An 11,702-nucleotide genomic window follows, 5' to 3' on the forward strand; every position below is an offset into this window, starting at 1 on the left:
TGGCCGGTCCGCCGAGGGCGCTCAGCGGGTCGCCGCGCCCGGTACGGCCGCCGCCCGCTCGGGCGTTTCGGCGATGTTCGCCCGGGGCGGCTCGTGGCGTCGGGGGCGGAGCTGGGTCAGGGCCGCCCCCGCCAGCACGATCACGGCGCCGACCGGGGTCGACCAGCTCAGCGGCTCGCCGAGCACCAGGACGCCCGCCGCCGTCGCGATGACCGGGATGAAGTACGTGACCATCTGGGCCGTGGTCGGACCGACCTCGGCCACCAGCCCGTACTGCAGCAGCACCGCGAAACCGGTGCCGAGGGCGCCGAGGGCCACCACCGCCAGCAGCGGGACCAGCGGGAGTTCGGCCGGGATCGACGTGAACAGCGGAGTGATGACGGCGAGTTGAGCCGTCGCGAGCAGCAACTGGGCGCCGGTCAGGGAGAGGTGCGAGGAGGGCGAGCCGGCCAGGGTGCGGCGGATGTGGATCCAGCCGACCGGGTAGCAGAGCGAGGCCAGCAGGGCCATCCCGGTGCCCCGGGCGTCCATGCCGCTGAAGCCCTGCCAGGCGCCCAGCACCGTCAGCACCCCGAGGAAGCCCAGACCGAGACCGGCGACGCGCACCCGGGTCGGCCGGTCCTCGGAGAGCGCGACCATGGACAGCGCCATGCCCCACAGCGGTGAGGTCGCGTTGCAGATGCCCGCGAGCGTCGAGGGGATGGTCAGCTCCGCGTACGCGAACAGCGAGAAGGGCAGCGCGTTCAGCAGGAACGCGGCGACCGTCAGATGCCCCCAGGTTCGGGCCCCGCGCGGCAGTCGCTCCCGGCGCACCGCCATCGCCACCGCCAGCACGGCCGTGCCGAACACCAGCCGGCCGAGCGTGACCTGGAAGGGCGCGTAGCCCTCGGTGCCCACCTTGATGAGCAGAAAGCTGAAACCCCAGATCAGGGAGAGCGCGGCGAAGCGCAGGCGCCAGTCGAGCCGTGAGCGTGAGCGGGTCATGGGACCAGGGTGCGGCCGAAGGATCTCGTAGCACAAGCGAGAATTCGCGAGCTTTATCTCGTAGCATTGCTTACATGTTGAACCTGGAGCGCCTGCGTACCCTCGACGCCCTCTCCCGGCACGGCTCGGTCAGCGGCGCCGCCGAGGGGCTGCACATCACCACGTCCGCCGTCTCCCAGCAGATGTCCAAGCTGGAGCGGGAGGTCGGACAGCAACTGCTGGCCAAGAACGGCCGCGGTGTCCGCCTCACCGACGCCGGACGGCTGCTCGCCGAGCACGCGGCCCGCATCCTCTCGCAGGTCGAACTGGCCCAGGCCGATCTGGAGGCGCAGCGCGGCCAGGTCGCGGGCGAGCTGCGGATCTCGGCGTTCCCGACCGCGGCGCGCGGGCTGTTCCCCGTCGCCCTCGCCGCGCTGCGCGCCGGACACCCGGCGCTGCGGCTGCGCTCCTGCGAGCTGGAACCGGAGGCGGGCGTCGCCGGGGTGGTCCGCGGCGACCTCGACCTCGCCGTCGTCCTCGACTGGTACAACAAGCCGATGCCGCTGCCGGACGGCCTGGTGAAGGCCCCGATCCTGGACGACCCCGCCGACGTGGCGATGCCGGCCGGCCACCGCTTCGCCGGCCGGGACGAGGTGGACCTCGCCGACTTCGCCGAGGACGAGTGGATCACCTGGGGCCAGGGCGAGTTCTGTCACGAGTGGCTGATGTTCACCCTGCGCTCCAAGGGCATCGAGCCGATCGTCGGCCACCGTGCCGCGGAGACCCACACCCAGCTCGGCCTGGTCGCAGCGGGACTCGGGGTGTGCATCGTGCCCGTGCTGGGCCGCGACCCGATGCCCGCGGGAGTGGTCGCCGTACCGCTGCGCCAGCGGGTGCGGCGCCATGTGTACGTCGTCTGGCGGGCGGACGCCGACCGCCGGCCGTCGATCCGGGCGGCGGTGCAGGCGCTGCGCGCGGCGGGGGAGAGGATCGGCGGATAGGGCCCCTCGGCGCTCCTCCGCGTCACCCCGCGCTCCTTTACGCCTGGCACCCGGTGCCGGGCTCAGGCCCCCGCCAGCTTCCTGAAGTCCCAGGACACCGTCTTCTCCGGGGTCAGCCGCACCCACGCGTGGCGGCCGTCGTGCGGCATCTCCTCCAGGTTGAAGTTCTTGCGCGCGAACAGCGTCTCCGGCACGTCGAGTTCGGCGCGCAGCTCCCCGGTGCGCGGGATCTCGCCCACGAACTCCACCGTCCCGGACAGCTCCACGCCCCGCAGCTCGTCGTACTCCTCGCCCGTGTCGATCACGATCGCGACCCGCTGGTCGCGCCGCAGCTGGGCCCAACGCCTGCTGCGCACCACCGAGTACAGCCACAGCGAGGTGCCGTCCCACGCGAACCAGAGCGTGCTGACGTGCGGCGCCCCGTCGGCGGACACCGTGGCGACCCGGCAGGTGCGCTGGGTGGCCAGGAACTCGTCCAGTTCACCCGGAGTCATCATGATCTTCCGACCCCGGCGCTGAGCGACGGTCATAGGTCCCTCCCCCTCTTTCTCCCACGTCGTGTCAGAGGAGATCCTCTGACATCACGTCAGAAAAGGATGAGTCGTCTTCCCTCCGCGCGCAATGGTGGCTACCGTCGCCCGCCCAGGCCCGTCGGCGAGAAGGGGACCATCGTGCCGTCCTCCGACCAGCTCAGCGAACTCCTCGACCCCGTCGCCACCGTGCTGCTCACGGTCGAGTGCCAACAGGGGGTCGTGGGGCCGGACAGCGCCCTGCCCGAACTCGCCGAGGCGGCCCGCTCCTCCGGCGCCCTCGCCAACGTCGCCCGGCTGGTGGCCGCCGCCCGCGCCGGCGGGGTCCAGGTGATTCACGCGCTCGCCGAGCGCCGCCCCGACGGCCGCGGCGCCAACCGCAACGCGCGCCTGTTCCGCGCCGCCGAACGGCTCCCCGTCCAGCAGCTCGCCGGCTCCGCCGCGGTCCGGGTCGCCGACCCGATCGAGGTCCGCGAGGAGGACATCGTCGTACGGCGGCTGCACGGCCTGTCGCCGATCCAGGGCACCGACGTCGACGCTCTGCTGCGCAATCTGGGGTGCCGCACGCTGGTGGTGGCCGGGGTCTCGGCCAACGTGGCGATCCCCAACGCCGTGTTCGACGCGGTGAACCGCGGTTACACGGCCGTCGTGCCCACCGACGCGATAGCCGGGGTGCCCTGCGCGTACACCCCCGCGATGGTCCGGCACACCCTCGCGCTCGTCGCCACCCTCACCACCACCGAACAGGCGGTGGCCGCGTTCCGCCGCGACCGCCGGCTCAGGCCAGTGTGATCTCGTCGCCGTCCACCGTGACCTCCTTGGCGGGCAGCGGCTGCGTCGCCGGACCCTTCTGCACGCTGCCGTCCTCGATGGAGAACCTGCTGTTGTGGCACGGGCAGGTGATGGCGCCGTCGGAGACGCCCGTCACCGGGCAGCCCTGGTGGGTGCACTCGAAGGAGAACGCCTTGAAGGTGCCCGCGGTCGGCTGGGTCAGGACCACCTTGTGCTCGGGGACGATCCGGCCGCCGCCCTCCGGCACGTCCGCGGTCCGAGCGATGACCGTCCCGCCGGACCCGGAGGTCGCGGGCGGGTCGTCGTCCTCCGAGCCGCAGGCGTTCAGCGCGAAGGAGATCCCCACCGCGCCCACGGCCGCCACGACGGTCCGGCGGCTCGGTGCGTCGGCGGGGTGGAGCGGTTCGCTCGTCATGCGGGTCATCCCTTCCACGGAGGTACGCCTTGCGCCCTCTGGTACGGGCGGCGCGCGTGTGCCGTTCAGGGCGCAAGTAACCTGGGGCGATGCTCAGGGAAGTCATCGCGACCCGCTTCGTCGCACCGCTGCGTGAGGGCGGCTCGCTGCCGGGGCTCGTCGAGGCCGACGACGCGCGCCCGTACGTCATGAAGTTCCGCGGCGCGGGACAGGGCCGCAAGACCCTGGTCGCCGAGGTGGTGTGCGGCGAACTCGCCCGTCGGCTCGGGTTCCGGATGCCCCGTCTGGTCACCGTGGAGCTCGACCCGGTGCTGGGTCTGGGGGAGCCCGAGCAGCAGGTGCAGGAACTGCTCAGGGGCAGCGGCGGCACCAACCTGGGCATGGACTTCCTGTCCGGCGCGCTCGGCTTCGACCCGCTTGCCTTCCCGGTCGGCCCCGAGGAGGCCGGCCGGATCGTCTGGTTCGACGCGCTGGTCAACAACGTCGACCGCTCCTGGCGCAACCCCAACCTGCTGATGCTCCACGGCGAGCTGTGGCTCATCGACCACGGCGCCACCCTGATCTGGCACCACAACTGGCCCGGCGCCGACACCTCCGCGGTCCGCCCCTACGATGCCGGCGACCACGCGCTCGCGCCCTTCGCCCCCGATGTGGCCTCGGCCGCCGCCGAGTTGGCCCCCCGGATCACCGGGGAACTGCTCGCCGAGGTCACCGCCGAGATCCCGGACGCCTGGCTGGCCGACGAACCCGGTTTCGATACCCCGAACGACCTCAGACGGGCCTACGCGCGCCCCCTGCTGGCCCGGGCCGCCGTCATCCACGAACGCATCGAGGGGCTCCAGTGAGCGACGACCGGCACTTCATCAAGGGCGGACCGACCGGCCGCGAGGTCTACGAGTACGCCGTCCTGCGCGTCGTGCCCCGTATCGAGCGCGGTGAGTGCATCAACGCCGGGGTGCTCGTCTACTGCCGCGCCAGGGGTTACGTCGGCGCGCGCACCCACCTCGACGAGGCCAGGCTGCTGGCCCTGGACCCACGGGCGGACGTGGCCGGCGTACGGGCCGCGCTCGGCGCCGTGGAACGCGTCTGCTCCGGCGGCGACGCGGCCGGCCAGGCCGCGCCCGACGACGCGGGCCGCCGGTTCCGCTGGCTGATCGCCCCCCGCTCCACGATCGTCCAGCCCGGTCCCGTCCACACCGGCCTGACCACCGACCCGGAGGCCGAACCGGAACGCCTGCTGGACCTGCTCGTGCGGTGATTCAGGAGCGGCGGCGCCGCCTGATGACGTAGCCGGCCGCCACCGCGCCGCCAGCAACCAGGGCCGCCCCGGCGGCGGCCTCCCAGCCCCCGAGCGCGGAACCCGCGGAACCGCCCAGACCGCCCCGGACACCGAGGGTCGGGGTGAGCGTGGCAGGCGTGGTCGTGGCGGGGCTCAGGGTGGCGGGGGCCGTGGTCACCGGAACGGTGGTCACCGGAATGCTGGTCACCGGGACCGGGGTCACCGGACTCACGGTCGCGGGAGTCCGGGGCGGCGGGGTGACGGTCGCGGGAGGCGTCGCGGGCGGGATCAGGGTCGCGCCGGGTCCCCGCCGGGGCAGGACCTCGCAGGCGATGCCGTCGTCCTGCCCCTGGTCCTCGTCGAGCCGGTTCGGATCGGCGGGGTTGCGGTCGTACTCGGCCTGCGCGTCCTCCTGGTAGGTGAAGTTCCCGCAGTCCAGGTCCTGCGCGTGTGCGATGCCGGCCAGCGGCATGATCGCGGCTATCGCGATCAGCGTGCCTGCGGCCCCGGTGCGACGGCGCATGGCGCGCCTCCTCTCCGGCCCGTACGGGCTCTCGGCCGACGCTAGGGGCCGCCCGCGGCGGTGACCCGTCCAGCGGGGCCGATCGGGTGTCGTGGGCGGGCGCGGCGCGGGAGGATGGCGGACGGTCACCGCTCGGGGCCAGGTAATGGATCACACGTGACGGTGTGCCGTTGACACCGGGTGCCAGGGCTTCTAGCGTCACGTCTGCTGAAGGTACTAAGCGGTCGCTCACCGATGGGCGGGCCGCTGAGCCGCACCCCAAGGGCGAGGAGAAGCAGCCATGTCCACCACTGACCAGCGGGTCGCCGTAGTCACCGGCGCAGCGCGCGGGATCGGCGCCGCCACCGCCGTACGCCTGGCCGCCGAGGGCCGCGCGGTCGCCGTCGTCGACCTCGACGAGGCCGCCTGCAAGGACACCGTGGAGAAGATCACCGCGGCCGGCGGCAAGGCCCTCGCGGTCGGCTGCGACGTCTCCGACGAGGCCCAGGTCGAGACGGCCGTCGCCCGCATCGCCGAGGAGCTCGGCGCGCCGACCATCCTCGTCAACAACGCGGGTGTGCTCCGGGACAACCTGCTGTTCAAGATGAGCGTCTCCGACTGGGACACCGTCATGAACGTCCACCTGCGCGGGGCCTTCCTGATGGCGAAGGCGTGCCAGAAGTACATGGTGGAGGCCAAGTTCGGCCGGATCGTGAACCTCTCCTCGTCCTCCGCGCTCGGCAACCGGGGCCAGGTCAACTACTCCGCGGCCAAGGCCGGCATGCAGGGCTTCACCAAGACCCTCGCCATCGAGCTCGGCAAGTTCGGCGTCACCGCCAACGCCGTCGCCCCCGGCTTCATCGCCACCGACATGACGGCCGCCACCGCCGCGCGCGTAGGCATGGGCTTCGACGACTTCAAGGCCGCCGCCGCCACCCAGATCCCGGTCCAGCGCGTCGGCGAGGCGGACGACATCGCCAACGCCATCGCCTTCTTCACCGGCGAGGCCGCCGGCTTCGTCTCCGGCCAGGTGCTGTACGTGGCCGGCGGACCGCTCGACTAGAGGATCGGACACATGACTTCAGCAGCACTCTCCGGCAAGGTCGCCCTGGTCACGGGCGGCAGCCGCGGCATCGGCTACGGCGTTGCCGAGGCGCTCGTCGCGCGCGGCGACCGGGTCGCCATCACGGGCCGCAACGAGGACTCCCTCAAGGAGGCCGTCGAGCGGCTCGGCTCCGACCGCGCGATCCACATCGCCGGCAAGGCGCACGACGAGGCCCACCAGGCCGTCGCCGTCGAGCGCACCATGGAGGCCTTCGGCCGCGTGGACTTCCTGGTCAACAACGCCGGCACCAACCCGGTGTTCGGGCCCATCGCGGACCTGGACCTGGGGGTGGCCCGCAAGGTGTTCGAGACCAACGTGATCTCGGCACTGGGCTTCGCGCAGAAGACCTGGCACGCCTGGCAGAAGGACAACGGCGGCGCGATCGTCAACATCGCCTCCGTGGCGGGCATCGCGCCCTCGCCCTTCATCGCCGCCTACGGCGTCAGCAAGGCCGCGCTGATCAACCTGACCCAGCAGCTGGCGCACGAGTTCGCGCCCAAGGTGCGGGTCAACGCCATCGCCCCGGCCGTGGTGAAGACCAAGTTCGCCCAGGCGCTCTACGAGGGCCGGGAAGCGGAGGCGGCCGCCTCCTACCCGCTGGCCCGCCTCGGCGTGCCCTCCGACATCGGGGGCGCCGCCGCGTTCCTCACCTCCGAGCAGTCGGACTGGGTGACCGGTCAGACCCTCGTCGTCGACGGAGGCATCTTCCTCAACGCCGGCGTCGGCTGACGGCCGCGACGGGCCCGTGTCTCCGCTCCTTCCGCGGAGGCGCGGGCCCTTTTCCGTACCGATCTCTGTACAGAGCTGAGCGAAACGTCCAAAACTCATAAGTTCACAGGACGTTGACAACGTAGTCAAAGGTTTATCGATCAAGATGCCTTGTGACAAGCCGGTTCAAGTGGTGATGCTCTGCGGTATGGTCTGCCGACCCTTGGTATGGCAGATCGAGGAGCGTGCGCGTGTTCAACCGGAACCGATGCCTGCGGCAGGTGGCGGCCATCGCGTCCATATCGTCCCTGATGACCGGATGCGGAGTTCTCTCGTCTGATTCTTCCGAGGACGAGGGGCCGATCGTCGTCGGGACCACCAGTGCGCCCAGCACGCTGGATCCCGCCGCCTCCTGGGACAGTTCCTGGGAACTGTTCCGCAACATCTACCAGACGTTGCTGAGCTACCCGGCCGGCGCCACGGTGCCCGAGCCCGACGCGGCCGAGAGCTGCGCGTTCACCGACACCTCGAACACGGCGTACCGCTGCGAACTGCGCGAGGGCCTGGAGTTCTCCAACGGCGGCGCGCTGGACGCGCAGGCCGTCAAGTACTCCATCGACCGCATCCGGGACATCAACGTCAACGGCGGTCCCGCCGGTCTGCTGGGCAGCCTCGAACGGGTCCAGGCGCTGGGCGACCGCGAGGTCGTCTTCCACCTCAACAAGCCGGACGCCACCTTCCCGTTCGTGCTGGCCACGCCCGCCATGTCGATCGTCGACCCGGAGAGCTACCCCGCGGACAAGCTCCGCGAGGGAGACGGGATCGTCGGCTCCGGGCCCTACACGCTGAAGTCGTACGAGGACGGCACGAAGGCCGAACTCGCCCGCAACGACAGCTACGACGGGTACGCGGAGCGCAAGAACGGCGCCGTGACCATCCGCTACTTCCAGGACTCCGGCGAGATGGTCGACGCCCTGCGCAAGCACGAACTGGACGTCGCCTTCCGCGGTATCGCCGCCGACGACATCCTCGACCTCCAGACGCACGAGGCGCAGAAGGAGTTCCAGGTCGTCGAGAGCGTCAGCACCCAGATCAGCTACCTGGTCTTCAACCCCAAGGACCCGTGGGCCGCGAAGCCCTCCGTCCGCAAGGCCGTCGCCCAGGTCCTGGACCGGCCCGCCATCGCGCACAAGGTCTACAAGGACACCGTGGAGCCGCTGTACTCCATGGTCCCCAAGGGCCTGACCGGCCACACCACCGGCTTCTTCGACGACTTCGGCCAGCCCAGCACCTCCAAGGCCCGCCAGATGCTCTCCGAGGACGGCATCACCGAGCCGGTGCCGCTCCAGCTCTGGTACACCACCGACCGCTACGGCTCCGAGACCAAGGCGGAGTTCGAGGAGATCAAGAACCAGCTGGACGAGTCCGGCCTCTTCGAGGTCACCCTCAAGAGCCGCCCCTGGAAGACCTACGTCTCCGGCTACCAGAAGGGCGAGTACCCGGTGTTCGGCCGCGGCTGGTCCCCCGACTTCCCCGACGCCGACAACTTCATCGCGCCCTTCGTCGGCGAGCAGAACGCCCTCGGCACGCCCTACCCGGCCCCCGAGATCACCGGGGACCTGCTGCCCCGCTCGCGCCAGGAGAGCGACCGGGCCGCGGTGGAGAAGGAGTTCGAGGAGGCCCAGAAGTACCTGCTCAGGGACGCGCGGCTGATCCCGCTGTGGCAGGGCCGGCAGTACGTCGCCGCCAGCAACGAGATCTCCGGCGCGGAACGGGCGCTCGACCCGTCGACGATCATGACGATGGGCTCGCTCTACCGCAAGACCAGCTGGTAGCAGGCGGGTTCGGGGCAGGCGCCGCGCGTTGTCAGTGGTCGCCGGTAGGTTCTGTGGTCAGGAAGCGACGCACGTCGTAGTGACCGCACACCGAAGGAAGTTGACGTGACCGACATCGCCATGCTGCCCGAGTCCTGGCGCGGGGTTCTGGGCGACGAACTGCAGCAGCCCTACTTCAAGGAGCTGACGGAGTTCGTCGAGGAGGAGCGAGCGAAGGGTCCCGTCTACCCTCCGCGCGACGAGGTCTTCGCGGCGCTCGACGCGACGCCCTTCGACCAGGTCAAGGTCCTGGTCCTCGGCCAGGACCCCTACCACGGCGAGGGCCAGGGGCACGGTCTGTGCTTCTCCGTCCGGCCCGGCGTGAAGACCCCGCCCTCGCTGCGCAACATCTACAAGGAGATGGAGCAGGAGCTGGAGCTGCCGGTGCCCGACAACGGCTATCTGATGCCGTGGGCCCGGCAGGGCGTCCTGCTGCTCAACGCGGTCCTCACGGTCCGCGCCTCGGAGGCCAACTCCCACAAGGGCAAGGGCTGGGAGAAGTTCACCGACGCGGTGATCCGCGCGGTGGCCGGCCGGCCCGACCCGGCGGTGTTCGTGCTGTGGGGCAACTACGCGCAGAAGAAGCTCCCGCTGATCGACGAGAGCCGGCACGTGGTCGTCAAGGGCGCCCACCCCTCGCCGCTGTCGGCGAAGAAGTTCTTCGGGTCCCGTCCCTTCACCCAGATCAACGAGGCGGTCGCGGCGCAGGGCCACGAACCGATCGACTGGCGGCTGCCCAGCCTGGGCTGACCGGGTGCGGGGCCGCCCTGCCGGGTCGGCCCCGCCTCGCCCGGAATGCCGCGGCCTGCGGTTAGCGTCGGGGGCGACCAGGGCCGGTGAGGTGTGGAGGACGCGGTGGCGGAGCGACAGGAGCGTACGGCGCCGGACGCCGTGATGACACGGATCGGGCAGGTCGTGATGTTGCATCACGCGGGGGACCGGGAGGAGGCCCGGCACCGCTTCCTCGCCCTGTGGTCCGAGATCGGCGAGGACGGCGACGCCCTGCACCGCTGCACCCTCGCCCACTACCTCGCCGACACCCAGGACGAGCCCGCCGACGAACTCGCCTGGGACCTCAGGGCGTTGACGGCGGCGGAGGAGCTGACCGGGGACCGGCTCGCCGCGCACGAGGGGGCGCCGGCGGTGCGGGCGCTCTACCCCTCGCTGCATCTGAACCTCGCCGCCGACTACGTGAAGCTCGACCGCCCCGACGCCGCCCGGACCCATCTGCGCCGGGCCCGCACCGCCTCGCGGACACTCGCCGAGGACAGTTACGGGGACGGCGTACGGGCGGCCATCAGCCGACTGGAGCTGCGGCTGGGGGACGGCGACCCCTCGGACGACTGGGGCCCTCCCGGGCAGCGCGTCTGACTCAGCGACCGTACGTCTGCTCGCAGAGGCGGGCCTCCGGGCTGTCCCCGCGCCAGCCGCCGTACTTCCTGCCCAGCGCGCAGACGTCGGTGCTCTCGCGCACCGACTCCGCGATGTCGGACACCTCGACCCCGGGGCGCCGGGGGAGGGTGTGCTCGGGGCGCCGCGGCTCGGGGCGGGCCGGACGCGGACGGGCGGGCGGCACCGGCGGCCGTACCCGCGGGGTCCCCGGCGCCACCGACGGCTCGGCCGGCCGCCGCGTCAGCGTCGGCCGCCGGTCCGGGCGGCGCGGCGGGCCGATGAGTTCCAGGGCCTCCAGCGCCGGCGCCTGCACGGTCTGCGGCCCCGAGCGGGCGCCCGGCAGCGGCGTGGACGGCCGGTCCGACGTGGGCACGGGTGCCGACACGGGCGGGCGCTGGACCGTCACACAGCCCGAGAGGGCCGAGAGGGCGACGGTGACCAGGAGGGTCGCGGTGGTCGTCGTTCGATGCACCCGCGCAACTCTGCTGGTTGCGGCCGCTCCCGGAACAGCGGACGGGCGCAGGATGCCCCGCACGGGTGATCTCGGCCCCCGTAAGGAGGCCGCGCGCCCGCCGAGGGTGACGTCAGTCCCCGGTGGCCCCGTCGATGCGCTCGCGCAGCAGATCGGCGTGGCCGTTGTGGCGGGCGTACTCCTCGATCATGTGGGTGTAGATCCAGCGCAGGTTGAAGGATTCGCCGGACCGGCTGGTGCCCTTGGACAGCTCGTCCAGGCCGAGGCCGGCGCTGTTGCGGCGGGCCCGGGCGATCTCGTTCCCCCAGGTCTGCCGCGCCTCCTGCCAGGTGTCCGAGTCGGAGAAGTGGAAGTCGCCGTCCCGGTCCTCCTCCGAGGAGTAGAGCACTCCCAGGTCCTCGCCGAGGAGGATCTCGTGGAACCAGAACCGCTCCACCTCCGCCATGTGCCGCACCAGCCCCAGCAGGGTCAGCTCGGACGGCTCCACGGACGCGGTCCGCAGCTGGGCCTCGGTCAGGCCCTCGCACTTGTGGGCGAGGGTGTCCCGGTGGTAGTCGAGCCAGCCGTCCAGCATCGTGCGCTCGTCGGCGGTCAGGGAGGGTTCACGGCGTTCGGTCGTCATCCCCGCATCCTCGTTGGATTCCCCGACACCCACCATCGGTTTTCCAC

General features: G+C 71.7%; 15 protein-coding genes. 9 read left to right on the forward strand and 6 right to left on the reverse strand.

Translation table 11 applies throughout. From position 1 onward, the window contains the following. Nucleotides 1-21: 21 nt before the first annotated feature. Complete coding sequence (locus tag ABT296_RS19755; RefSeq protein ID WP_351928975.1) at nucleotides 22-984, reverse strand: DMT family transporter; 963 nt, start codon at nucleotides 982-984, stop codon at nucleotides 22-24. Between the two features lie 74 nt (nucleotides 985-1,058). Here ABT296_RS19755 and ABT296_RS19760 point away from each other — a divergent pair, with 74 nt between their 5' ends. Further along, nucleotides 1,059-1,964, forward strand: a complete 906-nt coding sequence (locus tag ABT296_RS19760; protein WP_351928977.1) for a LysR family transcriptional regulator — start codon at nucleotides 1,059-1,061, stop codon at nucleotides 1,962-1,964. A 62-nt stretch (nucleotides 1,965-2,026) separates the two neighbouring features. Here ABT296_RS19760 and ABT296_RS19765 read toward each other — a convergent pair whose 3' ends face one another. After that, nucleotides 2,027-2,494 (reverse strand): pyridoxamine 5'-phosphate oxidase family protein, encoded by a 468-nt coding sequence (locus ABT296_RS19765; protein WP_351928980.1) that lies wholly within the window; start codon nucleotides 2,492-2,494, stop codon nucleotides 2,027-2,029. Nucleotides 2,495-2,635: 141 nt separating this feature from the next. Between ABT296_RS19765 and ABT296_RS19770 the strand changes: the two genes are divergently transcribed. Then, the gene (locus ABT296_RS19770) at nucleotides 2,636-3,286 is read left to right on the forward strand and encodes a cysteine hydrolase family protein (protein ID WP_351928982.1); all 651 of its coding nucleotides are present in this window, start codon (nucleotides 2,636-2,638) and stop codon (nucleotides 3,284-3,286) included. Here ABT296_RS19770 and ABT296_RS19775 read toward each other — a convergent pair. Then, entirely contained in the window at nucleotides 3,273-3,701 is a 429-nt protein-coding gene (locus tag ABT296_RS19775) for a Rieske (2Fe-2S) protein (RefSeq protein ID WP_351928984.1), read from the reverse strand. The two genes, ABT296_RS19770 and ABT296_RS19775, sit on opposite strands and share 14 nt — an antisense overlap. Before the next feature lie 89 nt (nucleotides 3,702-3,790). Here ABT296_RS19775 and ABT296_RS19780 point away from each other — a divergent pair, with 89 nt between their 5' ends. Further along, nucleotides 3,791-4,546, forward strand: a complete 756-nt coding sequence (locus ABT296_RS19780) for a HipA family kinase (protein ID WP_351928986.1) — start codon at nucleotides 3,791-3,793, stop codon at nucleotides 4,544-4,546. Beyond that, nucleotides 4,543-4,959, forward strand: coding sequence for a DUF3037 domain-containing protein (locus tag ABT296_RS19785; RefSeq protein ID WP_351928988.1), 417 nt, complete (start codon nucleotides 4,543-4,545; stop codon nucleotides 4,957-4,959). Before ABT296_RS19780 ends, ABT296_RS19785 begins: the two co-directional genes overlap by 4 nt. A 1-nt stretch (nucleotide 4,960) precedes the next feature. Here ABT296_RS19785 and ABT296_RS19790 read toward each other — a convergent pair whose 3' ends face one another. Beyond that, complete coding sequence (locus ABT296_RS19790) at nucleotides 4,961-5,503, reverse strand: excalibur calcium-binding protein (protein WP_351928990.1); 543 nt, start codon at nucleotides 5,501-5,503, stop codon at nucleotides 4,961-4,963. A gap of 280 nt (nucleotides 5,504-5,783) precedes the next feature. Here ABT296_RS19790 and fabG point away from each other — a divergent pair, with 280 nt between their 5' ends. The 5 genes from fabG to ABT296_RS19815 all read left to right on the forward strand — a co-directional run bounded on the left by fabG (nucleotide 5,784) and on the right by ABT296_RS19815 (nucleotide 10,540). Next, nucleotides 5,784-6,545, forward strand: a complete 762-nt coding sequence (gene fabG, locus ABT296_RS19795) for a 3-oxoacyl-ACP reductase FabG (protein WP_351928992.1) — start codon at nucleotides 5,784-5,786, stop codon at nucleotides 6,543-6,545. A 12-nt stretch (nucleotides 6,546-6,557) separates the two neighbouring features. Next, entirely contained in the window at nucleotides 6,558-7,316 is a 759-nt protein-coding gene (locus ABT296_RS19800) for an SDR family oxidoreductase (RefSeq protein WP_351928994.1), read from the forward strand. 230 nt (nucleotides 7,317-7,546) lie between these two features. After that, nucleotides 7,547-9,130: an ABC transporter substrate-binding protein gene (locus tag ABT296_RS19805; RefSeq protein ID WP_351928996.1), complete on the forward strand. Its 1,584-nt coding sequence runs from the start codon at nucleotides 7,547-7,549 to the stop codon at nucleotides 9,128-9,130. Between the two features lie 105 nt (nucleotides 9,131-9,235). Continuing rightward, nucleotides 9,236-9,919: a uracil-DNA glycosylase gene (ung, locus tag ABT296_RS19810; RefSeq protein WP_351928998.1), complete on the forward strand. Its 684-nt coding sequence runs from the start codon at nucleotides 9,236-9,238 to the stop codon at nucleotides 9,917-9,919. Between the two features lie 105 nt (nucleotides 9,920-10,024). Continuing rightward, nucleotides 10,025-10,540: a hypothetical protein gene (locus ABT296_RS19815; RefSeq protein WP_351929000.1), complete on the forward strand. Its 516-nt coding sequence runs from the start codon at nucleotides 10,025-10,027 to the stop codon at nucleotides 10,538-10,540. Between the two features lies 1 nt (nucleotide 10,541). Here ABT296_RS19815 and ABT296_RS19820 read toward each other — a convergent pair whose 3' ends face one another. Next, nucleotides 10,542-11,033, reverse strand: a complete 492-nt coding sequence (locus ABT296_RS19820) for a hypothetical protein (RefSeq protein WP_351929002.1) — start codon at nucleotides 11,031-11,033, stop codon at nucleotides 10,542-10,544. A gap of 112 nt (nucleotides 11,034-11,145) precedes the next feature. Then, a complete protein-coding gene (locus ABT296_RS19825) occupies nucleotides 11,146-11,655 on the reverse strand; it encodes a DinB family protein (RefSeq protein ID WP_351929004.1) in 510 nt (169 codons plus the stop codon). Between the last annotated feature and the right edge of the window lie 47 nt (nucleotides 11,656-11,702).

Origin of the sequence: Streptomyces sp. NPDC000983 (genome assembly GCF_040299205.1) — a bacterium.
Classification (GTDB): Bacteria; Actinomycetota; Actinomycetes; order Streptomycetales; family Streptomycetaceae; genus Streptomyces.

What these genes read in the sequence shown, in the direction of transcription:
- ABT296_RS19755 (WP_351928975.1), bottom strand. Translation starts at nt 984, where the DNA reads ATGACCCGCTCACGCTCACGGCTCGACTGGCGCCTGCGCTTCGCCGCG.
- ABT296_RS19760 (WP_351928977.1), top strand. Translation starts at nt 1,059, where the DNA reads ATGTTGAACCTGGAGCGCCTGCGTACCCTCGACGCCCTCTCCCGGCAC.
- ABT296_RS19765 (WP_351928980.1), bottom strand. Translation starts at nt 2,494, where the DNA reads ATGACCGTCGCTCAGCGCCGGGGTCGGAAGATCATGATGACTCCGGGT.
- ABT296_RS19775 (WP_351928984.1), bottom strand. Translation starts at nt 3,701, where the DNA reads ATGACGAGCGAACCGCTCCACCCCGCCGACGCACCGAGCCGCCGGACC.
- ABT296_RS19780 (WP_351928986.1), top strand. Translation starts at nt 3,791, where the DNA reads ATGCTCAGGGAAGTCATCGCGACCCGCTTCGTCGCACCGCTGCGTGAG.
- ABT296_RS19790 (WP_351928990.1), bottom strand. Translation starts at nt 5,503, where the DNA reads ATGCGCCGTCGCACCGGGGCCGCAGGCACGCTGATCGCGATAGCCGCG.
- fabG (WP_351928992.1), top strand. Translation starts at nt 5,784, where the DNA reads ATGTCCACCACTGACCAGCGGGTCGCCGTAGTCACCGGCGCAGCGCGC.
- ABT296_RS19800 (WP_351928994.1), top strand. Translation starts at nt 6,558, where the DNA reads ATGACTTCAGCAGCACTCTCCGGCAAGGTCGCCCTGGTCACGGGCGGC.
- ABT296_RS19825 (WP_351929004.1), bottom strand. Translation starts at nt 11,655, where the DNA reads ATGACGACCGAACGCCGTGAACCCTCCCTGACCGCCGACGAGCGCACG.